Genomic DNA, 20,729 nt, shown 5'->3' on the forward strand with positions numbered 1-20,729 from the left:
CCCCAAAGCCCCCCTCCCCCAGCTCCAGGTCCTCCGGGGCAGCCTCCAGCAGGTGGGCCGCGATCCGGGCCATCTTCTCCCGCACCTGCTCCGCAGCCCGCAGCACCGCCGACCCCCCCACCGAAAGGGTGCGGCTCCCGGCGGTGCCCATGCCGTAGGGAACTGCTAGGGTATCCCCCTGCACCACCTGAATCTGCTCGGGAGGAATGCCAATCCGCTCGGCCACAATCTGGGCAAAGGCATTCTGGGTGCCCTGGCCATGGGGCGAGGTTCCCGTGAAGACCAGCGCGCTGCCGTCGGGGTTGACCCGAACCCCCCCCGTTTCCCAGCCGTACCCGGTGATTTCCACATAGGTGCAAAGCCCTAGGCCCACCCGGCGCCCCTGCTTGCGGGCCTCGGCCTGCCAGGCCCGCAGCTCAGCGTAGCGGCTTACCTCGAGGAGCCTCTCCAGGGCTTGCCGGTAGGCCCCCGAGTCGTACTTAGCCCCTGTGCGGGTCTTGTAGGGGAAAGGCCCTTGGATGAAGTTTCGCCGGCGAAGCTCCGCCGGGTCCAGGCCCAAGGCCCGGGCCCCCATGTCCATCAGGCGCTCCAGGTAGTAGGTGGCCTCGGGGCGGCCAGCCCCCCGGTAGGCCCCGGTGGGGGTGGCGTGGGTGTAGACGGCCTGGAGCCTGAGCTCGAGGGCCGGGATTTCGTAGGGCCCCTGCAACATCAGAAGGGTCCCGGGGGCGCTGGCTAAGGTGGTCTCCAGCGCGTAGGCCCCCAGGTCGGCCACCACCCGCCCCCGCAGGCCCAGAACCTTACCCTCGGCGTCAAAGGCCATCTCCAGGTCGGCCACCTGGGCTCGGCCGTGGATGGTGGAGGCAAAGCTCTCGTTGCGCCCCTCCTCCCAACGCACCGGCCGCCCCAGCCGCCGGGCCAAGCAGGCCACCAGCAGCTCCTCGGGGTAGACGTTAATCTTGGCCCCAAAAGCCCCCCCCACATCCGGGGCCACCACCCGCACCTGGTTTTCCGCCAGCGAAAGGCGTTCAGCCACCGCGCTTCTTAGGTCGTGGGGCATCTGGGTGCTTGACCAGACCGTGAGGGCCTCGCGCAGCCCATCCCAGGCTGCCAGCACCCCCCGAGGCTCCATCGGGGCAGGGGCCACCCGCTGCTCCACCAACCGAGCCCCGACCACCCGGTAAGCCCCTGCAAAGGCCTCCTCCACCTCCCCCGAGGCCACGGTGCGCTCCAGCGCCAGGTTGGTGCCGAGGTGCGGATGCAGGGGCGGAGCGGTGAGGGCCTCCAGGGGGTCGGCGCAGACCGGCAGCGGTTCGTAGAGCACCTGCACCCGCGCGGCGGCGTCCTCCGCGGCGGCCCTTGACTCTGCCAGCACCGCCACCACCGGTTCCCCCACGTAGCGCACCCGCTCACGGGCCAGCAAGGGATGCGGCGCCAAGCGCCCCTCGCGAGGTCCAGAGGCCGGGGCATACAACTCCGGGAGGTCGGCCGCGGTGTAGACCGCCACCACCCCGGGGGTCCGCAGGGCCTCCTCTGGGTCTATGGAGACCAAGTGGGCGTGGGCGTAGGGGCTGCGCACCAAGACCAGGTGCAGGGCGTTTTCGGAAGGGAGGTCGGCCAGGTACTGACCCTGGCCCCGCACGAGCTTTCCGTCTTCCCGACGCTTGAGGGGTCTGCCAATGTAGCGGTTGCCCATACCGGGCCCATCGTACTGCAACCCCCGGCTTCAGAATTCGTTTCGGGCCATCACCCAGTCCATCCGCACCTGGCCTCGAGCCTCCTTCAGGCGGAACACCACCTCGTACAAGCCAGTCTCCACCGGATAGCGAAGCTCATCGGAGAAACGCCCCTGGTAGCGCCTGACCAGCCCGGGGGTAGCCTGGCCGCTGCGGCGAATCTCCACCTCCAGGCTCCCCTTGCGCAGCTCCCCGGCCACCACCACCTTGACGAAGGGGCGAATGCCCGTGGCCCGCAAGGGGTAGACCACCTCCCCGCTGTGGTTCCAGTAAAAAACCGGCGTGAAGGGGGCGTAGCCCACCGCCAGGCCAAAGCGCTCCGCATAGAGATAGACCCCCGCTGCAATCAGGGCCAGCACAATAAGGGTGCGCACCCTCCCAGTATAGCCCCTCACCCCAAGGCCCCAACAGGCTCAGCCCGCCTGGGGCTCGGTCTTCTTCTGCTCCTTCTTTCCCAGCCTCTGCAGCAAGGCTAGGCGCAGGCGGGCAATCTCCGCCTCGAGGCGGCTCTGCTGGGCGTCCAGCTCGTCCCGCAGCCGCATAATCTCCTCTACCCCGGCCAGGTTCACCCCAAGCTCCTGGGTCAGCCGGCGAATCTCCCGCAGCTTCTCCACATCCCGCTCCGAGTAAAGCCGGGTCTTTCCGGAGGTGCGGCGGGGGGTAACCAGGCCCTCCCGCTCGTAAAGGCGCAGGGTCTGGGGGTGCATACCCACCAGCTCGGCGGCCACCGAGATGATGTAGACGGGGCGGTCCTTGTCGTTCACCGGCTTGCTGGGGCGTTCGCCTGGGGGAGGCAGCGCAGGGGGGGTTTTGAGGGCCTCGAGCCGCTCCCCCAGCTCTGCCTTGAGTCGCTCCACTTCCTCCCGAAAGCGCCGTTCCAGGGCCCAAAGCTCGTCCCGCAGCCGCATAATCTCCTCTACCCCGGCCAGGTTCACCCCAAGCTCCTGGGTCAGCCGGCGAATCTCCCGCAGCTTCTCCACATCCCGCTCCGAGTAAAGCCGGGTCTTGCCCCCGGAGCGCTTGGGCTTTATGAGGCCCTTGCGCTCGTAAAGGCGCAGGGTCTGGGGGTGCATGTCCACCAGCTCGGCGGCCACCGAGATGATGTAGACGGGGCGGTCCTTGTCCATATACCCAGGGGCTAAACGCCCTTGACACTAAGAGTATACGAAAACCTGCGGGGGATTTTGGGCTACCCCTGGGTCTTGCTTAGCCGATAGGGCAGGTAACGGGGGTGCCAGAAACGCTCGGCCACATAGGCCTGGATGGCCTCAAAGCTGAGGCCCATCACCCGCTCCTCCCGGGCCAGCTCCTCCTGGAGAGCCTGGCGGATGACCCGCGCGGCCACATACTGGCTCACCTCCCGCAGGGCCTCGGTGGGCGGGTAGATGCGGTCCGGGTAGTGCCTGCGGGTGTAGTCGTAAAGGGCGTAGGCGGCCTCGAGCACCATCCCGTCCGAGACCTCCTTGGCCTTGGCCAAAACCGCCCCAAAACCCAGGCCCGGGAAGATAAAGGCGTTGTTGCCCTGGCCGATGGGGTAGACCTTGCCGTCCAGCTCCACCGGCCCAAAGGGGCTCCCCGCCGCCACCAGGGCCTTACCCCCGGTCCAGCGCAGAATTTCCTCGGGAATCGCCTCAGAAGCGCTGGTGGGGTTGGAAAGGGGAAAGACGATGGGCCGCTCGGTGTGGGCCAGCATGGCCTGAACGATGGGCTGGGTGAAGGAGCCCGGCTGCCCCGAAAGCCCCAGCAGCACCGTGGCCCGGGCCCCCACCACCGTCTCGTAGAGGGTGGGCACCTCGCCGGCCACGGACCACCCCTGAACGCGGGCAGGGTCCTGGGCAAAGCGCTCCTTGTAGGCCTCCATCCGGCGCCCTTTGAGCAAAAGCCCCTTGGAGTCCAGAACGAACAGCCGCGCGCGGGCCTCCTCCGGGGAAAGCCCTTCCCGCATCAGACCGTCCAAGAGCGCCTGGGCCACCCCGGCCCCCCCGGCGCCCGCGCCGTAGACCACAAAGCGCTGGTCGGAGAGGTTCTCCCCCTTGAGCCGACAGGCCGCCATCACCCCGGCCAAGGCCACCGCTCCGGTGCCCTGGATATCGTCGTTGAAGGAGGGCAGCACCTTGCGGTAGCGCTCGAGCACGGCAAAAGCCGTATCCTTGCCGAAGTCCTCCCACTGCATCACCGCGTTGGGGTAACGCTTGCGGAAGGCCTCCACAAACCTATCCATGAAGGCGAAGTATTCGTCCCCGGTAAGCCTCCGGTGGCGCACCCCCAGGTAGAGGGGATCGTTGATCAGGTCGGCCCGGTTGGTGCCCACATCCAGCTCAATGGGCAGCGCCTTGTCCGGGCCCAACCCCCCCGCCGCGGTGTAGATGGTGAGCTTGCCAATGGAGATGGCCAGCCCGCCAAAGCCCTGGTCGCCGATGCCCAAAATGGCCGAGGAGTCGGTGGCCACCGCCAAACGAACATCGTTCAAGGGCACGTTTTGCAGGGCCTCCTCAATCTCGTGAATGTTGTCGGTGGAGGCGGTGAATCCCCTAGGGAAGCGGTATATGTAGGAAAACTGCCGCACCGCCTCCCCCACCGTGGGGGTATAGAGGATGGGCAGCATCTCCGCCATGTGCTCCACCAAGAGTGCGTAGAAGAGAACCTCGTTGCGGTCCTGGAGGTTGCGCAGAAAGATATGCTTCTCCAAGTCGTTTTCAATGAGGCGGTAGCGGCGGTAGTTGCGCTCCTTCTGCTCTTCCAAGGTGGTCACGTGGGGGGGGAGCAGCCCCTCTAGGCCAAGCATCCGTCGTTCCTCGTGGGTGAAAGCGGTGCCCTTGTTCAAAAGGGGAATTCCCAGCAAGAGCGAGCCTGTGACGAAGGGCTCGAGGTAACGCTTGCCCCGCTCGTCCCGCTTGACGTCGTAGTAGCGGCTGATGGTCATATGGGTAAATGCTATAGCCAGAGGGCTTTAGGGGTCTAGCCCAGCGCGGGCGCTTGTTTTTAGCCAAGCCTGGTGCTAGGCTGATTCAGGTTCTTTGCCCAGCGGGCAAAGCAAAGGAGGCACCGTGGAAGATCACAGTTCTAGTCGAAGGTTACGCCCGGTGCCCTCCACCGGCTAACCCTCGGCAAACCGTGTACCTGCGGAGCCTCCTTCCAAGATTCGGCCCAAGCCGAAAACCGAAGGAGGCCACCCATGTACGAGACCACCATCCCGCCCGAGCTGAAGGCGCTTAAGGCCGCTCTGGCTGAGAGCGATGCTTTCAAGGTTAAAGCCGCCCTCGAGGAGCTCTACCCGGCCCAAATCCTGGAACACTGGTCGGCCTTCGCCCCCGAGCACCGGCTGCCCATCCTCACCCTGCTCTCCCCATCCGACGCAGCCGAGGTCTTCAGTCACCTCGAGGAAAGCGAGCAGGCCGAGCTTCTAGAGGCCCTGCCCCCCTGGCGGGTCAAGGAGCTTCTAGAGGAGCTTTCCCCAGACGATTTGGCCGACACCATCAACGCGGTCGAAGAGGAGAAAAGCCCCGAGGCCGCCGAAGCCCTGCTCCGCCAGCTGGACCCCGAGACCCGGGCCGAGGTGGAGGAGCTGGCCGAGTACGAGGAGGACAAAGCCGGGGGCATCATGACCTCGGAGTACATCGCGGTCCGGGACTCCATGCGGGTGGAGGAGGTCTTCCGCTTTTTGCGCCGCGAGGCCCCAGACGCAGAGCAAATCTACGTCATCTACGTGGTGGACGACCAAGGGCACCTGCAGGGGGTGCTCACCTTGCGGGACCTAATCGTGGCCGACCCCAAGACCCGGGTAGCGGAAATCATGAATCCGGACGTCATCTACGTGCGGGACGACACCGACCAGGAAGAGGTGGCCCGGCTGATGGCGGACTACAACTTCACCGTGCTGCCAGTGGTGGACGAGAACAAAAAGCTGGTGGGCATCGTCACCATTGACGACGTGGTGGACGTGATCCAGGAGGAGGCCACGGAGGACATCTACCGCCTGGGGGCGGTGGAGTCGCCCGAGCTGGTCTACAGCAAGTCCAGCGTGTTCGCCCTTTGGAGCGCGCGGGTGCGCTGGCTCATCGTCCTCATCATCACCGGAAGCGTCACCAGCACCATTCTGCACGGGTTTGAATCGGTGCTGGAAGCGGTCACCGCCCTGGCCTTTTACGTCCCGGTGCTGGTGGGCACCGGGGGCAACACCGGCAACCAGTCCAGCACGCTCATCGTGCGGGCTTTGGCCACCCGCGATGTGGCCCTTTCAGACTGGTGGCGAATCCTGCGCAAGGAGCTAGGAGTGGGCCTGCTCCTGGGGCTTACCCTCTCGGTGCTGCTGAGCCTCAAAGTGCTGCTGGACGGACAGGCCAAGCTCCTTTGGGTGGTGGGGACCTCGCTGGCCCTGGTGGTGCTGCTGGCCAACGTGGTGGGGGCCATGCTCCCCTTGCTCTTGCGGCGGCTCAAACTCGACCCGGCCCTCATCTCCAACCCGCTTATCGCCACCGTGACCGATGTGACCGGGCTAATTGTCTACCTGAGCGTGGCCCGGCTGCTGCTCAACCTATGAGGCTCAGTATGATCGTGGAGTGGAGCCTGGGCAGCCCCCAGCGCTTTCATTGGGACGGAAGCAAGCTGGTACCCCGCGACCCCCCCTGGCGGGCCGAATGGGGCCTTCCCCCGGTGAACTACGGCCAGATTCCAGGCTATTTCAATCCCGCCGACCAGGCCGAACTGGACGCTATCTGGGCCAGTCGGGAACCGGTTGCGGCAGGGAGCTGGCTCGAAGGCCAGGTGCTGGGGATGGTCTGGGTGCAAGACGGCGACCACAAAATCATCCTGGGGGAACCCGGCCATCTGCAAAACCTAGACATGGCGGGGCTTTGGGCCTGGTTTGAAGGGCGCCGGCCCCGCCTGGCAGGGCCGGAGGAGGCCATGGCCTTCATCCTTTCGCTGTCAAGGGCTCTCCAGCGCCAAGGCATTGAACAGGTCAAAGAGCAGTAGCCAGGTCCCTTGTAGGGCGATAGCCCACCCCGCTCCCTGGCTCCTGGCGTCGGGCTGTAAGGCCAGGAAAACGCCCCCCGCGATGTAGAGCACATCAAGCCCGGCGTTGACATAAAGCAGGTCGCGCAGGCCCGCCCTATCGGGCTCGGGGCCCAAGAGCCCCACCAGGGCAATCCCAGAGTTGACCGCCGCCCAAACCGAGTTCGTCAACCAAAACGAGCGCTGCCAGGGATCGTCGCTCAGGAGCCCAAAGGTGGAGCCAGCTAGTGCCCAGGGCACACTCCAGGCCAGCAGCCTGGCCGAGAGGGCCAGCCCCCGGTAGCCTTCTGGGGCCGGGCCCAAGAGCAGCCGCTCCCAGGAGGGACGCTCGGCCTGGCTGGGCTTTTGGGCTTGCTCAGCCAAGAGCGGTGGTTCGGACACCACGGCAGGCCCTAGTGAGGACTCCAGGTGGGGTTGGGCCAGAGCCAGCGTACCCCAGAGCACCAGCGACCCAAGCCACAAACTTCGTTTCATTCCTTCAGCTTCTAAACTCAGCGCGCCTGCGAATTTGTTTCGGGCAACACTTTGCCCGGGTTCAGGCGGTTCTGGGGGTCAAAAGCCGCCTTGACCGCCCACAGAGCCCCCAGGGTCTCCGGGTCCACTGCCTCGCCCATGAAGTCGCGCTTCATAAGCCCAATGCCGTGTTCACCAGAGAGCACCCCGCCGTGCTGTAGGGCCACCCGGGCGATTTCGTGCAGCAGCTCCCAGACTTTCTCCTCAGGGTCCACCCGCGGGTCAAAGAGCACGTTGGGGTGCAGGTTTCCATCGCCAATGTGGCCGAACTGCACCACCTGAAGGCCATACCGCTGGCCTAGCAATTCAATGGCCCGCACCACCTCGGGGAGGCTCGAGCGGGGCACCGCAATGTCCTCATTGAGCCGCTTGGGTTTAAGGGCGGCGATGGCCGGGGAGATGGCCCGCCGGGCCCTCCACAAGGCCTCGCTCTCGGCAGCATCCCGCGCCACCCTCACCCTGCCCCCACGCCCCTCGCAGGCCTCGGCCACCCAAGCCAGCTCCTCCTCCACCACCAAAGGGTCATCGCCATCGGTGTCTACCAGCAAAACCGCAGCGGCCTCGCGCGGCAGGCCCAGCCTAAGGTAGCTGTCCACCGCGCGAATACAGCCCCGATCCATGAACTCGAGCTTGGCCGGCACCGCCCCAGCGGCGATGGCCGCCGAGACTGCCTCCGCGGCCTGCCCCACCTCATCAAAAACCGCCATCAGGGTGCGGGTGTGGCGGGGCAGGGGCACCAGGCGCAAGGTGGCCCCGGTGATGAGGCCCAAGGTACCCTCCGAACCCACCATAAGGCCCACCAGGTCGTAGGCCTTGCGCTCTAGGCGGTGTACCTCCCCGGAAAAATCCACGAACTCCAGGGCCTCCACATAGTCCCCGGTCACCCCCCACTTAAAGCACAGCGGCCCTCCGGCGTTCTCGGCCAGGTTGCCCCCGATGGTGCTGGTGCGGAAAGAGGCGGGGTCGGGAGGGTAGGTGAGGCCGTAGGGGCGGGCCTGCTCGGCGATGCGGGCGGTGACCACCCCCGGCTGTGCCACCGCCCGGCGGGCCCGGGGGTCAATTTGCAGGCCGGTCATCCGGGTGAAGGAGACCACAATGGATTCCTCCAGCGGCACCGCCCCCCCAGAAAGCCCGCTGGCCGCCCCTCTGGGCACAACGGACAGCCCCCTTTGGCGGGCAAAGCGCACCACCTCCACCACCTCAGCGGTGCTCTCGGGCAGCACCACCAAAGCGGGGGTGGCCCCCATGGCAATTCCGTCGTAGGAGTAGTTGCGCCTCTGGGCGAGCTCGAGCAGCACCTTTTCTCGGCCAAGCCGGGCCTGAAGCTCCTCGGGCGTCCGGGCCGGCTCGGGGTAAGGCAGGCGGCGGGGGCGGGGGGCAAGCCTCTTGCCAAGGTTCAAGGTCACGAAAACAGCATACCAACCCGGCCTACCTTGACGCTCAGCCCCCAGATAGGGACACTAGACACTGCTGGGGTTTTCTGGGGGTCCTCATCCGTGCGGGTTTTTGCAATCGCCGACATCCACCTGTCCAAGGCCTTTCCCAAGCCCATGAACATCTTTGGGCCGGAATGGGAAGGCCACCCCGAGGCGGTATTTCGGGAGTGGCGCCGGGTGGTGGGCGAGGACGACCTGGTCATCGTGGCCGGGGATATCTCCTGGGCCATGAAGCTGCCCGAGGCCATGGCCGACCTGGAAGACCTGGCCCAGCTCCCCGGACACAAGGTCCTGCTGCGGGGCAACCACGACTACTGGTGGCCCTCCATCAGCCGGTTGCGCCAGGCCCTCCCTCCCCGGATGTACGCCCTGCAGCACGACTCTTTGGTCATTGGCAACCTGGCGGTGGCCGGCAGCCGGGGCTGGGACACCCCAGGCAGCTACAACTTCACCCCGGAAGACGAGAAAATCTACAAACGTGAGGTGGAGCGGCTCTCCCTTTCGCTCAAGACCCTCAGGGGACAGGCCTACGAGCACCTGGTCTTGGCCATGCACTACCCCCCTTTCGGCCCCAGCGGAGGCCCCACCGGCTTCACCGAACTCATTGAGCGCTACCGGCCAAGCTGCGTGGTCTACGGGCACCTGCACGGCGCCGACCCCGAGAAGCTTCCCAAAACCTGGGCGGGTATCCCTCTGCACTTCGTCTCCGCCGATGTAGTGCGCTTCCAGCCGCAGCTCGTCCTAGAAACCGAACGTCAGACCCACCTCTGAGGCTTGGGGTATCATCCAGGCATGATTACCGCCTTTGTGCTCATCCAAACCAGCCGCGAGTCCACCGCCGAGACCGCCGAGGCGGTGGCGGAAATTCCCGGGGTGGCGGAGGTCTACTCGGTCACCGGGAAGTGGGACCTGGTGGCCATCCTGCGCTTTAGGGACTTTGAGCAGCTGGACGACATCGTAACCCTGGGCCTGCGCAAGCTCAAGGGCATTGAGCGGACCCAGACCCTGCTGGCCTTCCGCGCCTACTCCCGCAAGCTGCTCGAGCAGGGCTTCAACATCGGCAGCGAGGGGGTCTGAGGGCCTACCCGGGGCTGAATCGGAATGTTCCGCCTCATGCTGCTCATACAAGCCGGCCTGCTCTTCGTCGGCGTCCTCTGGATGGGCCTGGCGGGATACCCCGCCCTCCAGCAGCCCAACCCGCTTCGGGATGGGCTGGCTTTTCTGCTGCTGTTCTACGGGCTTGTGGGGCTGGAGCGGCTTTTCTCGGTGGTTTTCCCCAGGAGCTTCCGGGCTACCGAGGCCCTACACGCCCAGCTCGGCCTGATGATGCGCGCCCAGGGAATCAGCCACCACCAGGCCCTGATCCTGGCCCTGGCCTCGGGGCTGGCCGAGGAGGTTTTCTTTCGGGGAGCCTTGCAGAACGCGCTCTTCGGAGGCTGGCTGGGGATACTGCTGCAAGCTTTGGTCTTCGCTGCCTTCCACCCCATCCCGGACCGCCGGGCCTGGGTCTACCCCCTGTTTATCTTCTGCGGCGGGGTGCTGTTTGGGGCCAGCTACCTCCTCACCGGCAGCCTAGTGCCGGGTATTCTGGCCCACTACCTACACAACGCCCGGGGGTTCTACCAGCTCCTGGATAACCCTCCCGCCTAAAGGCGGAGGATGCCCCGCTCGAGGGCCACCGTAACCGCGGCGGTGCGGTCGTCCACCCCCAGCTTGCTAAAGGTGTGCAAGAGATGGGTCTTCACGGTGGCCTCGCTAATCTTGAGCTTGCGGGCGATTTCCTTGTTGGAAAGCCCCCGCGCCACCAGCGCCAGCACCTCCAACTCCCTCAGGGAAAGGTTTTCCTCAGCCGGCCCCCGCATCCGACCCAGGAGGCGGGCCGCCACCGGCGGTGAGAGCACCGCCTCGCCTCGAGCGCAAAGCCGCACCGCGCGGAACAGCTCCTCGCGGGGCACATCCTTGAGAAGGTAGCCCGTGGCCCCCGCCTCCACCGCCCGCACGATGTCGCTGTCGGTGTCGTAGGTGGTGAGCACCAGAATCTGCACCTGGGGGAACCGGCTCCGAATCTGCCGGATGGCGCTCACCCCGTCCATCACGGGCATCCGCAGGTCCATCAGCACCACCTGGGGCAGGAGCTGCTCCACCGCCCTCAGGGCCTCCTGGCCATTGGCTGCCTCGCCCACCACCTCAAAGTCGGGCTGGGAGGAGAGCAACCCCACCAGCCCAGCCCGCACCACCGGATGGTCGTCGGCCAACAGGATGCGAATCCGACTCATACCGCCTCCACCCCCTTAGCGCCAAGGTCTAGCGGGAAACAGAAGGCCAGCGTGGTGCCCTGTCCCGGCTCGCTCTCCACCGTCATCCGGCCTCCTAAGGCCTCCACCCGCTCCCGCATAGAGCGCAGGCCAAAGCCGCCCAGGAGGGTGGAGGGCAGCCCCACCCCATCGTCCTGCACATCCAGCAGCACCACATGGCCCGCGTAGGTCAAGGTCAGGGCAGCCTGGCGGGCCTGGGCGTGCTTGCGGATGTTGGACAGGGCCTCCTGGGCTACCCTGAGCAAGCCCACCTCCAGCTCCGGCGCAAGCGCCTTCGGCTGGCCGCTGAGGGTGAACTGGGCCCGCAGGCCGCTCTCCTGCTCAAAGCGCTGCACCAAGCGGCCAAGGGCCTCCGGCAAGGAGGTGTTCTCCAAAAGCTCGGGCCGAAGGGCATAGACCATCCGCCGGGTTTCCGAGAGCCCTTCCCGGGCCGCAGCCCGGGCCTGCTCGAGGTAGGGCCGAACCGAAGCCTCTGGACCAACGACCGCCTCAGCGGCCTCGAGCTGGACCACGATGCTGGCAAACCCCTGGGCCAGGGTGTCGTGAATCTCCCGGGCTAGCCGCTGGCGCTCTGCCAACACCCCAGCCTGATGAGAGGCCAGCTCCAGCTCCCGCCGGGTGCGCTCGAGCTCCTCACGGGCCTGGGTCTCCCGGATGAGCATCTCCAGGGTAAAAAGCGCATACCCTGCGTACAAAAGGGCGATAAAAGTGAAAAAGGCCAGGGCCAGGTTGGGGTACTCGGCAGGGTTTTGCATCGCGCTCCACGCGACCCTGCCCTGAGGGCCCTCGGTAGAGAGAATCTCAAAGGTAAGCTGTAAAGGCTCTCGCTGAGTCCACCATACCGAAAACCCCAACAACCCCAGCACCAAAAGCAACACCGCCCACAAGGGCAGCCAGTACCGGACCACCACCGGCACCAGGCCCAGGGCCAAAAAGGGCAGGTAGTTCTGGCTCAGCCAGGCCACCACCACCCCTCCTAAGGCAGCCAGCAGCAGAAGCTCCCAGGCCCGGCGCCGCCCCGGCCGCAAGCCCCAAAGGACCAAGCCCATGAGGAGCAGCGCAGCCCCTACCCGCAGGGCCACCTGGGAGGGGTTCTGCCAGGGCAGCTCGGGGGGTAAGGCAAACGGCCGCGGCGGAACCAGCAGGGTAAAGATGAGGACGGTCAACAGGTTGAGCGCGGTAAGCACGGCCACCATGCGGGCCACCGGACGGCCCGCCCAGAAGCGGGGAAGCCATCTCACCACACCGGAAAAATTGTAGCCTGCCCCAGCCCGGCAGTGTGCGCCCCGCTCCCCTTTGTCCTGAGGCGTGCCAAAATAGGCCTACTGGGAGGTTCCATGCAGAAGCTCACTCTTTCCCATCGCTACACCGCCGGCAACCACCGCTTCCGCGAGGCCATCCTCGAGTTGGGCTGGCTCTCCTTCCAGAGCAAGTCGGCCTCAATAAGGCTCTACCTGCCCTTCCTGAGCCGCTACGAGCAGGGCTACCAGATGCGGGACTGGCTTCTGGGCCTGAGCGTGGTGGGCTTTTTCGTGGGGCTGGCCAGCCTGCTCTTGCGAACGTTGGGCTGGCTCAACCTTCCGGCCCTTTTGCGGTTAAACCCCAGCCTTCTGGAGTATGGCACGCTGGCCCTGGGGGTGCTGGCCCTGCTGGCCTACCTCCTCTTCCCTATCCGGGTGCTCTACCTCTACGACGGCAACGCCAGCCCGCTGCTGGTGGCCGGCAGCAAAAAGGGCATCGAGGAGCTGGCTCAGGCCATCTGGCGCCACCTCGAGACCCTGCGCAAACAGCCCTAGGGGCTACATGTTCTCAATCAAAGCCTGGCCGAATTCGCTGCACTTCAAAAGGGTGGCGCTGCGCCCTTCGGCCAGCATCAGGCGGTGGAAGTCGTAGGTTACCCGCCCCTGGGCGATGGTCTTGGTCATCGCGTGGATGATGAGGTCCGCGGCCTCCACCCAACCCATGTAGCGCAGCATCATCTCGCCCGAGAGAATCACCGAACTGGGGTTGACCTGGTCCTTTCCGGCGTACTTGGGGGCTGTGCCGTGGGTGGCCTCAAAAACCGCGTGCCCGGTCTGGTAGTTGATGTTGGCCCCTGGAGCGATGCCGATGCCCCCCACCTGGGCCGCCAGGGCATCGGAGATGTAGTCGCCGTTGAGGTTCAAGGTGGCAATCACGCTGTACTCCGCCGGCCGCAGCAGAATCTGCTGCAGGAAGTTGTCGGCAATCATGTCCTTGACCACGATCGGCCGGCCCGTCCGGGGGTTGGGGAAGGTCTGCCAGGGCCCCCCGTCTAGGTCCACCGCGCCGAACTTGCGCTTGGCCACCGCATACCCCCAGTCGCGGAAGGCCCCCTCGGTAAACTTCATGATGTTGCCCTTGTGCACCAGGGTCACCGAGGGCAGGTCGTTGTCAACGGCATACTGCAAGGCGGCCTCCACCAGCCGCTCGGTGCCCTCCTGGGAGACCGGCTTGACCCCAATGCCGGAGGTCTCAGGAAAGCGAATCTTGCTGTAGGACTTGGGAAACTCAGCCTTGAACCACTCGAGGAACTTCCTCACCTCCGGGCTGTCCTTGGGAAACTCTATGCCGGCGTAGATGTCCTCGGTGTTCTCCCGGAAGATGACCATGTTGACCAGCTCTGGGTGGCGCACCGGGCTTGGCACCCCCTCAAACCACTGCACCGGTCGCACGCAGGCATAAAGGTCCAGCTCCTGCCGTAGGGCCACGTTGATGGAGCGGATTCCACCCCCTACCGGCGTGGTCAGCGGGCCCTTGATGGCCACCAGGTACTCCTGGATGAATTCCAGCGTCTCCTCCGGCAACCAGACGGGCTCCCCGTACACCTGGTTGGCCTTCTCACCTGCATAAATTTCCGCCCAGGCGATTCTGCGTCGGCCACCGTAGGCTTTGGCCACCGCCGCGTCTAAGACAGGCTGCGCGGCTCTCCAGATGTCGGGGCCGGTGCCGTCCCCCTCTATGAAGCCGATGATGGGCTGGTCAGGCACCTGGAGTTTGCCGTCTTGAACCGTTATCCGCTCACCTGCAGGAAGGCTAATCCGCTTGTAGGCCATAGCGCTAAAAGCATAACAGAACCCCGTTTGAAAATACGACCGGTTAGGCTATGCCCTATGGGGTACTGGCTGATTAAGTCTGAGCCGGAGGTCTACAGCATAGACGACCTTGCCCGGGAAAAAATCGCCCTGTGGGACGGGGTGCGCAACTACCAGGCGCGCAACTATTTGCGGGCCATGGGGGTAGGCGACCTGGCCTTTTTCTACCACTCCAGCACCCAGCCCCCCGGCATCGTGGGGCTCTGCCAGGTCGTGGAAACCGGCCTCCCCGACCCTACCCAGTTCGATCCCGACTCCCCCTACTTCGACCCCCGCAGCGATCCCCAAAACCCCCGCTGGTGGACAGTGCGGGTGGCGTTCGTTGAGAAATTCCAGCGCCCCCTCACCCTTCACCAGCTCCGCGCCCACTTCAGCCCCAGCGAGCTTCCCGCGCTGCGCCGGGGCAACCGACTCTCGGTCATGCCGCTCGAGCCAGAGGTGGCCGAGCGAATTGGGCGGCTGGCGAGGACCCCCTAAGGCATTCAACCGGCCCCCAAGAGGCGCACCACCCGCCGCAACACCTCGTTGGCCACCTCGCCTTTGGTCATGAGCGGCAAGCGTTCCACCACCCCGCCCGGCAGGAGCAGGAAGACGCGGTTGGTGTCCACTGCAAAGCCCGCATCGGGGGCACTGATGTCGTTGGCCACAACCATGGAAAGGCCCTTGCGCTCCAGCTTTTCCCGGGCGTTCTCCAAAAGCCGCTCGCTCTCAGCGGCGAAACCCACCACCACCTCCGGTCGGCCTGCCCGCCGGCGCTGCTCGGCCACGGCCAGCAGGATGTCCTGGGTGTGCTCGAGCTCAATTTTGGGCAAAGCACTCTTTTTAATCTTGTGGGCCTGCACCTGGCGGGGGCGGAAGTCGGCCACCGCGGCGGCCATAATCAACACGTCGGCCTCGCGCGAGAGCTCCAGCACGGCCTCGGCCATCTGAGCGGCGGTCTCTACGTCGGTGCGCTGGGCTCCGGTGGGGGTGGGCAGAAGGGCGGCGGTGGCCCCCACCACCAGGCTGACCCTGGCCCCCAGGTCCAGCGCGGCCTGGGCCAGGGCGAAGCCTTGCTTGCCCGAGGAGCGGTTGGTGAGGTAGCGCACGGGGTCGAGGGGTTCCTGGGTGCCGCCCGCGCTCACCACCACGTGCTTGCCGGCCAGGGGACCATTCCGGCTCAGGGCCAAGCGGACGTGCCCCAGGATTTCGGCGGGCTCGAGCATCCGCCCCAGCCCCTTTAGGCCCGAAGCCATGCGGCCCTGGGCCGGACCCAGGATCTGCACGCCCCGTTCGCGCAGGGTCTGGAGGTTGGCCTGGGTGGCGGGGTGCTCGAACATGCCGCCGTCCATGGCGGGGGCCACCAGCACCGGGCAGCGCGCGGCCAGCGCGGTCAGGGTGAGCAGGTTATCGGCCTGGCCGGTGGCCAGCTTGGCCAGGGTGTTGGCCGTGCAGGGGGCGATCACCAGCAGGTCGGCGCTCTCGCCCAGGCCGACGTGAACCACGTGGGCCTCGCCCTCCCACAGGCTGGTGCGGGCCTTGCGCCCGGTGAGGGCGGCGAAGGTGAGGGGCGTGACGAAGCGCTCGGCCCCGTCGCTCAGGATTGCGTCCACCAAAGCCCCGGCCTGGGTGAGCTTGCTGGCGAGGTCGGCGGCTTTATAGGCCGCGACGGAGCCGCTGACGCCCAGCACGATGCGCTTGCCCTCTAGCGGGTTCACCGGTTGAGCTCCCAGACGATGCGCAGGCCGTCGAGGGTGAGCCAGGGGGCGATGATCTCGATGACCGGCGTCTCCCGCGCGATGAGCTCGGCCAGGCCGCCGGTGGCGATGACCTTCATCTGGGGTCCGAGCTCGGCGCGGAAGCGGGCCACCATGCCCTCGACCAGGCCCACATAGCCGAACAAGAGCCCCGACTGCATCGAGTGGACGGTGTTGCGCCCGATGGCTGCGGGGGGGCGCTTTAGCTCGACCTTGGGCAGCTTGGCGGCCCGCTGGAACAGGGCTTCGGAGGCGATCCCGATCCCCGGCGCGATGGCCCCCCCGAGGTAATCCCCTTCGGCGGTGATGGCGTCGAAGGTGGTGGCGGTGCCGAAGTCCACCACGCAGGCCGGGCCGCCGTAGAGCTTGTGCACTGCGGCGGCATCGACGATGCGGTCGGCGCCCACCTGCGAGGGGTCGTCGTAGCGCACCCGCACCCCGGTCTTTACGCTCGAGTCCACCACCAAAGGCTTCTGTCCCAGATAGCTCTGCACGGCCTGGACCAGTGTTCCCGTCAGCGGCGGCACCACCGAGGCCATGACCGCAGCGCTCACCTGGGAAGCCCCATAGCCGCAAGCAGCCAGTAGGTTGAGCAGCAATACCCCATACTCATCGGCGGTGCGTTGAGGGTCTGTGGCAATACGCCAACGCGGCCCCAGTTCCTTACCCTGGTACAGGCCCAGGGTAATGTTGGTGTTGCCGATGTCAATCGCCAGCAGCATAGGATGCCCCCCCAAAGGTTAGCCCGCCCAGCGGTACGGAGGCAAGGTGTTTGGCATAATACCCCACAGGTATGGAGCCTTCTGCCAATCCCCTCCGCCTCCTCTGGCTGTTTTTGGGGTTCTCCTCGGTGGGTCTGGGTTTTATTGGTAGCGTGGTACCTGGAATGCCTTCCACGGTCTTCTTTGTGCTGGCGGCCTACTTCTTCTCCAAAAGTAGCCCCCGCTTTCTGAATTGGCTGCTGGGCCTTCCCAAGGTGGGGCCAATGGTGCGGGACTACCGGGCGGGCCTCGGAATGCCCCGCAAGGCCAAGGTCCTAGCCCTGTGCATGCTGAGCTTCTTCGTCCTGACCAGCGCCATATTCCTAATCCCGACGCTCTGGGTAAAGCTGCTGGTGCTGGGGGTAGGGGCGGTGGGCTTCTGGTTCATTCACAGCCGGATTCCCACCAAAGAGCTCGTCCTGAGCAGGCACGCCGCGGAGGCCCACCGGCCTTAGGCGTGGGCGCCGCAGCACCACGAAGGTATCCGCCACCATGTCGTGTAGGGCCTGGTGGTCGCGGTCCCAAAACATCAGCAAAAACCCCAGGTTCAGGGCCACCGCGTTGAGCCACCGCCCCGCGCTCTCCCGCAAGAAGGCCTGCGCCAAAGAGGGGTTGCGCCCCTTCTGGTCAACCACCCGTAGCCCCAGCATCTCCTTGCCCAAGGTGGTCCCAGAGCGGGCCAGCGGCAAAACCGCATAGGTAAACCAGGCCAAAGGGGAAAGCAGGCCGAAGAGCAGCAGCCCCTCCGCAGAAAAGTGGTGGCCCGGGTGGGTCGGGGGGAAGAGCGCATTGATTGAGCGCACCAGGCCGAACTGCAAACCGGCCATCAGAATCAGGTCCACCAGGCCGGCCAGCAGACGGCGGCCATAGTACCTGAGGCTTGGGGCGGAAGGGCCCACACCACTTTTAGTCTACCCCTTTGGCCTTAGGCTTGGGTTGTGCCCAACCGACTGATTCACGAAAGCAGCCCCTACCTTCTCCAACACGCCCACAACCCGGTGGACTGGTACCCCTGGGGCGAGGAGGCCTTTGCCAAGGCCCGCGCCGAGAACAAGCCCATCTTTCTATCCGTAGGCTACGCCACCTGCCACTGGTGCCACGTAATGGAGCGGGAGAGCTTTGAGGACCCCGAGATTGCCCGCCTGCTCAACGCCCACTTCGTCCCCGTCAAGGTAGACCGGGAGGAGCTGCCCGACGTGGACCAGGTCTACATGACCGCGCTCCAGGCCATGACCGGGTCGGGTGGCTGGCCCATGAACATGTTTTTGCTCCCCGACCTGCGCCCCTTCTTCGGCGGCACCTACTGGCCCCCCGAGCCCCGGCACGGTCTTCCCAGCTTTCGTCAGGTGCTCCTGGGCGTGCACCAGGCCTGGCTCAACCAAAAGAAGGAAGTGCTGGAAAACGCCGAGCAGCTCACGGCCTTCCTCCAGGAACAGCTAAGGCCCAGGCCCGGGGCCCTACCCGAAGGGCTGCACGGCGAGGCCCTGGCCAGCCTGCTGCGGGCAGCAGACCCGGTCTATGGGGGTCTGGGCGGCGCGCCCAAATTTCCCCAGGCCCCCGCGCTGTTCTACCTGCTCACGCTGGCCTGGCTGGGCCGACAGCCCGCTCGAGAACACCTTCGGCTCACGCTAAGGCGCATGGCCGAGGGGGGCATCTACGACCAGGTGGGGGGTGGGTTCCACCGCTACGCCACCGACCGTGTCTGGCGAATCCCCCACTTTGAGAAGATGCTCTACGACAACGCCCAGCTCGCCCGGGTATACGCCGCGGCCAGCCTCCTCTTTGAGGAGGAGGTGCCGCTTTACCGCCGCATCGCCCATGAGACCCTAGGCTACGTGCTCCGGGAGCTGCGGGGGCCTTTTGGGGAGTTTTGGTCCGCTCAAGACGCCGACTCCGAAGGGGTGGAGGGGCGGTTTTACGTCTGGAGGCTCGAGGAGTTCCGCGCGGCCCTAGGGCCGGAGGCCGAAGCCGCGGCCCGGCTCTTCGGGGTCTTGGAGGCGGGCAACTGGGAGGGGGTAAACGTGCTCGAGCGGCGCTACCCTGAAGCAACCCTGCGAGAGGAGCTGGGCTTGTCGGAGGAGGCCTACGGGGCTTGGGTGGAAGGGGTGCGGCAACGCCTATACCAGGCCCGGGCAAGGCGCACTCCCCCCCTCACCGACGACAAGGTGCTGGCCGACTGGAACGGCCTGATGCTCAGGGCCCTGGCCGAGGCGGGGCGCTGGCTGGGGGAGGCAAAGTACCTCGAGGCGGCCCGGAAAAACGCCACCTTCGTGCTGCAGAACATGCTCCAAGACGGACTCTTGCGGCACGCCTGGCGCCAAGGGCGGCTCAGGCCCCAGGCCTACCTGAGCGACCAGGCCCACTACGGGCTGGGTCTGCTGGCCCTTTACGAGGCCACCGGAGAGATAGCCTGGCTAGAGGCCGCCCGGCGTCTAGCCGAGGCCCTCCTGGAGCATTTTTGGGACGCGGAGGGCGGCTTCCGCGACTCCCTTGATCCCACCCTGCCGGTGCAGGCCAAGGACGTCCACGACGGCCCCTACCCCTCGGGCACCGCCGCCGCCGTAGAGCTGCTTTTCCGCCTAGGGGCCCTCTACGAGGAGGCCGGATGGCAGAAGGCCGCCCTAGAGGGGCTGGAGGCCCACGCCCAAGCGCTGGTCCGCAACCCCTTGGGCCACGCCGGCCTCCTGCAGGCCCACCTGGTGGGGAGCCAAGGCTCTGAGCTGGCGGTGGTGCTGCCCTCGAGCCTAGCCCAGGAGGCCGCCCGCTGGTTCCTGCCCCTCACCACGCTGGCCTTTGGCCCTCCTGGAAGCCTGCCGGTGCTGCGGGGGCGCCAGCCGGGGCTGGCCTACTTGTGCCGGTGGGGGGCCTGCCGGATGCCTGTGGAGGACGCCCAGGCCCTAAAGGAGGAGCTGCGGGCCTTGTATTCCGGGTAAGACCCACCGCCAAGCCCGGTATGATGGGGGGCGGTCTATGCTTCGCTACCACAGCACCCGTGACCCAGCCAAAGCTCTTTTGGGCTTTGAAGAAGCCCTGCTTCGCGGGCTGGCCCCGGACGGGGGGCTATACCTCCCCGAGCAGGTTCCCCAGCTCTCCCCCGCCCTATGGCGCTCGGCCTCCTCCCTGGCCGAGGTGGGGGTGAGGGTGCTCGGGGCCTGGCTGGGGAAGGAGCTCACCTTTGAGGAGCTCGAGCCCATCGTTCACGAAGCGCTCAACTTTCCGGCCCCCCTGGTCCCCCTGGAGGAGGGGCTTTTCGTGCTCGAGCTCTTCCACGGCCCCACCCTTTCCTTCAAGGACTTTGGGGCCCGCACCATGGCCCGCCTGATGCAGCACTTCCTCCGCAAGCGGGGCGAACGGCGCATCATCCTGGTGGCCACCTCAGGCGATACCGGCAGCGCGGTGGCCGACGGCTTTGCGGGCCAGGAGAACATCCAAGTAGTGCTGCTCTACCCCAAGGGCCTGGTGAGCGAGGTGCAGGAACGCCAGCTCATTGTCCGACGCCCCGGGGTGCGCTGCTTTGCTGTGGAGGGCACCTTTGACGACTGCCAGCGGCTGGTCAAGGAGGCCTTTGTAGACCCTGAGCTCGCCCACCTGCCCCTGAGCAGCGCCAACTCCATCAACATCGGGCGGCTCCTACCCCAGGCCCTCTACTACCTGTGGGCGGCCCGGCAGCTCGAGAGCCAGGCGCTCAACTTCTGCGTCCCCAGTGGGAACCTGGGCAACCTCACCGGGGGGGTGCTGGCGGCCTTGATGGGCCAGCCGGTGCAGAGGTTCATCGCTGCCCACAACGCCAACCGCTTCTTCCCGGAATTCCTAGCCGGAAGGCGCGAAGCCTTCCAGTTCTACCCCACCTTGGCCACCCTCTCCAACGCGATGGACGTGGGGGCCCCCAGCAACTTTGAGCGGCTGTACCACCTGCTTGGCCCAGAGCGCCTGCGGGGATGGGTGTGGGGCACCGCGGTGGACGACGAGGCCACCCTGGCGCAGATGCGGGCCACCTACGAGCGGCACGGCTACCTGGCCTGCCCCCACACCGCGGTGGGCCTCGAGGCCGCCCTCCGTTACCGGGGGTCCACCGGCGACCCCACCCCCATCGTGGCCCTCGCCACCGC

General features: G+C 66.2%; 21 protein-coding genes and 1 pseudogene. 10 read left to right on the forward strand and 12 right to left on the reverse strand.

All coding sequences use genetic code 11. The features are described from left to right. From Mlute_RS08640 to Mlute_RS08655, 4 genes are all read right to left on the reverse strand, one after another. On the reverse strand, nt 1-1,693 hold a 1,693-nt coding region (locus tag Mlute_RS08640), incomplete at its 3' end, for a xanthine dehydrogenase family protein molybdopterin-binding subunit (RefSeq protein ID WP_119360310.1). Nucleotides 1,694-1,723: 30 nt separating this feature from the next. After that, a complete protein-coding gene (locus Mlute_RS08645; protein ID WP_119360311.1) occupies nt 1,724-2,107 on the reverse strand; it encodes a hypothetical protein in 384 nt (127 codons plus the stop codon). Nucleotides 2,108-2,146: 39 nt separating this feature from the next. After that, a complete protein-coding gene (gene hspR, locus Mlute_RS08650) occupies nt 2,147-2,860 on the reverse strand; it encodes a heat shock protein transcriptional repressor HspR, fused homodimer type (protein ID WP_119360312.1) in 714 nt (237 codons plus the stop codon). A 62-nt stretch (nt 2,861-2,922) separates the two neighbouring features. Continuing rightward, the gene (locus Mlute_RS08655) at nt 2,923-4,656 is read right to left on the reverse strand and encodes an NAD-dependent malic enzyme (protein WP_119360313.1); all 1,734 of its coding nucleotides are present in this window, start codon (nt 4,654-4,656) and stop codon (nt 2,923-2,925) included. Between the two features lie 252 nt (nt 4,657-4,908). Here Mlute_RS08655 and mgtE point away from each other — a divergent pair, with 252 nt between their 5' ends. Both mgtE and Mlute_RS08665 read left to right on the forward strand, forming a co-directional pair. Beyond that, a complete protein-coding gene (gene mgtE / locus Mlute_RS08660) occupies nt 4,909-6,273 on the forward strand; it encodes a magnesium transporter (protein ID WP_119360314.1) in 1,365 nt (454 codons plus the stop codon). Nucleotides 6,274-6,281: 8 nt separating this feature from the next. Then, nucleotides 6,282-6,707, forward strand: coding sequence for a hypothetical protein (locus Mlute_RS08665; RefSeq protein ID WP_245958914.1), 426 nt, complete (start codon nt 6,282-6,284; stop codon nt 6,705-6,707). Here the strand turns inward: Mlute_RS08665 and Mlute_RS16055 are convergent. Both Mlute_RS16055 and Mlute_RS08675 read right to left on the reverse strand, forming a co-directional pair. Beyond that, on the reverse strand, nt 6,660-7,220 hold the full coding sequence (locus Mlute_RS16055; RefSeq protein WP_245958915.1) for a DUF6992 family protein: 561 nt from the start codon (nt 7,218-7,220) through the stop codon (nt 6,660-6,662). The genes Mlute_RS08665 and Mlute_RS16055 overlap by 48 nt on opposite strands. A gap of 17 nt (nt 7,221-7,237) precedes the next feature. Next, the gene (locus Mlute_RS08675) at nt 7,238-8,620 is read right to left on the reverse strand and encodes an FAD-binding oxidoreductase (protein WP_245958917.1); all 1,383 of its coding nucleotides are present in this window, start codon (nt 8,618-8,620) and stop codon (nt 7,238-7,240) included. A gap of 135 nt (nt 8,621-8,755) precedes the next feature. On the opposite strand from Mlute_RS08675, the gene Mlute_RS08680 reads away from it, so the two are divergent. From Mlute_RS08680 to Mlute_RS08690, 3 genes are read left to right on the forward strand one after another with little or no spacing between them, the layout of a single operon-like run. Continuing rightward, nucleotides 8,756-9,466 carry a metallophosphoesterase gene (locus Mlute_RS08680; RefSeq protein ID WP_119360317.1) on the forward strand — a complete coding sequence of 237 codons (711 nt, stop codon included), beginning with the start codon at nt 8,756-8,758 and terminating at the stop codon, nt 9,464-9,466. 21 nt (nt 9,467-9,487) lie between these two features. Beyond that, a complete protein-coding gene (locus Mlute_RS08685; protein ID WP_119360318.1) occupies nt 9,488-9,772 on the forward strand; it encodes an Lrp/AsnC ligand binding domain-containing protein in 285 nt (94 codons plus the stop codon). A 24-nt stretch (nt 9,773-9,796) separates the two neighbouring features. Then, nucleotides 9,797-10,345 carry a CPBP family intramembrane glutamic endopeptidase gene (locus tag Mlute_RS08690; RefSeq protein WP_119360319.1) on the forward strand — a complete coding sequence of 183 codons (549 nt, stop codon included), beginning with the start codon at nt 9,797-9,799 and terminating at the stop codon, nt 10,343-10,345. Here the strand turns inward: Mlute_RS08690 and Mlute_RS08695 are convergent. Together Mlute_RS08695 and Mlute_RS08700 are read right to left on the reverse strand one after the other, a co-directional pair. Beyond that, complete coding sequence (locus tag Mlute_RS08695; protein ID WP_119360320.1) at nt 10,342-10,971, reverse strand: response regulator; 630 nt, start codon at nt 10,969-10,971, stop codon at nt 10,342-10,344. The genes Mlute_RS08690 and Mlute_RS08695 overlap by 4 nt on opposite strands. Beyond that, nucleotides 10,968-12,254: a sensor histidine kinase gene (locus Mlute_RS08700; RefSeq protein WP_245958916.1), complete on the reverse strand. Its 1,287-nt coding sequence runs from the start codon at nt 12,252-12,254 to the stop codon at nt 10,968-10,970. Before Mlute_RS08700 ends, Mlute_RS08695 begins: the two co-directional genes overlap by 4 nt. Before the next feature lie 93 nt (nt 12,255-12,347). Here Mlute_RS08700 and Mlute_RS08705 point away from each other — a divergent pair, with 93 nt between their 5' ends. Continuing rightward, nucleotides 12,348-12,806: a hypothetical protein gene (locus Mlute_RS08705; RefSeq protein WP_119360321.1), complete on the forward strand. Its 459-nt coding sequence runs from the start codon at nt 12,348-12,350 to the stop codon at nt 12,804-12,806. 3 nt (nt 12,807-12,809) lie between these two features. Here Mlute_RS08705 and icd read toward each other — a convergent pair whose 3' ends face one another. Further along, nucleotides 12,810-14,084 carry an NADP-dependent isocitrate dehydrogenase gene (gene icd / locus Mlute_RS08710; protein WP_119360322.1) on the reverse strand — a complete coding sequence of 425 codons (1,275 nt, stop codon included), beginning with the start codon at nt 14,082-14,084 and terminating at the stop codon, nt 12,810-12,812. Between the two features lie 57 nt (nt 14,085-14,141). On the opposite strand from icd, the gene Mlute_RS08715 reads away from it, so the two are divergent. Further along, nucleotides 14,142-14,600 (forward strand): EVE domain-containing protein, encoded by a 459-nt coding sequence (locus tag Mlute_RS08715; RefSeq protein WP_119360323.1) that lies wholly within the window; start codon nt 14,142-14,144, stop codon nt 14,598-14,600. A 5-nt stretch (nt 14,601-14,605) separates the two neighbouring features. Here Mlute_RS08715 and coaBC read toward each other — a convergent pair whose 3' ends face one another. Together coaBC and Mlute_RS08725 are read right to left on the reverse strand one after the other, a co-directional pair. Beyond that, nucleotides 14,606-15,820 carry a bifunctional phosphopantothenoylcysteine decarboxylase/phosphopantothenate--cysteine ligase CoaBC gene (coaBC, locus tag Mlute_RS08720; protein WP_119360324.1) on the reverse strand — a complete coding sequence of 405 codons (1,215 nt, stop codon included), beginning with the start codon at nt 15,818-15,820 and terminating at the stop codon, nt 14,606-14,608. Then, a complete protein-coding gene (locus Mlute_RS08725; protein ID WP_119360325.1) occupies nt 15,817-16,581 on the reverse strand; it encodes a type III pantothenate kinase in 765 nt (254 codons plus the stop codon). Before Mlute_RS08725 ends, coaBC begins: the two co-directional genes overlap by 4 nt. A gap of 71 nt (nt 16,582-16,652) precedes the next feature. On the opposite strand from Mlute_RS08725, the gene Mlute_RS16060 reads away from it, so the two are divergent. Beyond that, complete coding sequence (locus Mlute_RS16060) at nt 16,653-17,075, forward strand: YbaN family protein (protein WP_119360326.1); 423 nt, start codon at nt 16,653-16,655, stop codon at nt 17,073-17,075. A 42-nt stretch (nt 17,076-17,117) separates the two neighbouring features. On the opposite strand, the pseudogene Mlute_RS16065 reads toward Mlute_RS16060, so the two are convergent. Next, nucleotides 17,118-17,519 (reverse strand): annotated as a pseudogene (locus Mlute_RS16065) (RDD family protein); the annotation flags it as partial. Between the two features lie 39 nt (nt 17,520-17,558). Here Mlute_RS16065 and Mlute_RS08740 point away from each other — a divergent pair. Together Mlute_RS08740 and thrC are read left to right on the forward strand one after the other, a co-directional pair. Then, the gene (locus tag Mlute_RS08740; RefSeq protein WP_119360327.1) at nt 17,559-19,553 is read left to right on the forward strand and encodes a thioredoxin domain-containing protein; all 1,995 of its coding nucleotides are present in this window, start codon (nt 17,559-17,561) and stop codon (nt 19,551-19,553) included. Nucleotides 19,554-19,590: 37 nt separating this feature from the next. Beyond that, nucleotides 19,591-20,729 (forward strand): threonine synthase (thrC, locus tag Mlute_RS08745; RefSeq protein WP_119360328.1); only part of this gene is annotated, 1,139 nt, incomplete at its 3' end.

This window comes from Meiothermus luteus (assembly GCF_003574085.1).
GTDB classification, from domain to species: Bacteria; Deinococcota; Deinococci; order Deinococcales; family Thermaceae; genus Meiothermus; species Meiothermus luteus.

Bases quoted from the DNA above. Each gene is read 5' to 3' on its own strand.
- hspR (WP_119360312.1), bottom strand. From the start codon at position 2,860: ATGGACAAGGACCGCCCCGTCTACATCATCTCGGTGGCCGCCGAGCTG.
- Mlute_RS08655 (WP_119360313.1), bottom strand. From the start codon at position 4,656: ATGACCATCAGCCGCTACTACGACGTCAAGCGGGACGAGCGGGGCAAG.
- mgtE (WP_119360314.1), top strand. From the start codon at position 4,909: ATGTACGAGACCACCATCCCGCCCGAGCTGAAGGCGCTTAAGGCCGCT.
- Mlute_RS08665 (WP_245958914.1), top strand. From the start codon at position 6,282: ATGATCGTGGAGTGGAGCCTGGGCAGCCCCCAGCGCTTTCATTGGGAC.
- Mlute_RS16055 (WP_245958915.1), bottom strand. From the start codon at position 7,220: ATGAAACGAAGTTTGTGGCTTGGGTCGCTGGTGCTCTGGGGTACGCTG.
- Mlute_RS08685 (WP_119360318.1), top strand. From the start codon at position 9,488: ATGATTACCGCCTTTGTGCTCATCCAAACCAGCCGCGAGTCCACCGCC.
- Mlute_RS08690 (WP_119360319.1), top strand. From the start codon at position 9,797: ATGTTCCGCCTCATGCTGCTCATACAAGCCGGCCTGCTCTTCGTCGGC.
- Mlute_RS08695 (WP_119360320.1), bottom strand. From the start codon at position 10,971: ATGAGTCGGATTCGCATCCTGTTGGCCGACGACCATCCGGTGGTGCGG.
- Mlute_RS08705 (WP_119360321.1), top strand. From the start codon at position 12,348: ATGCAGAAGCTCACTCTTTCCCATCGCTACACCGCCGGCAACCACCGC.
- icd (WP_119360322.1), bottom strand. From the start codon at position 14,084: ATGGCCTACAAGCGGATTAGCCTTCCTGCAGGTGAGCGGATAACGGTT.
- Mlute_RS08715 (WP_119360323.1), top strand. From the start codon at position 14,142: ATGGGGTACTGGCTGATTAAGTCTGAGCCGGAGGTCTACAGCATAGAC.
- Mlute_RS08725 (WP_119360325.1), bottom strand. From the start codon at position 16,581: ATGCTGCTGGCGATTGACATCGGCAACACCAACATTACCCTGGGCCTG.
- Mlute_RS16060 (WP_119360326.1), top strand. From the start codon at position 16,653: ATGGAGCCTTCTGCCAATCCCCTCCGCCTCCTCTGGCTGTTTTTGGGG.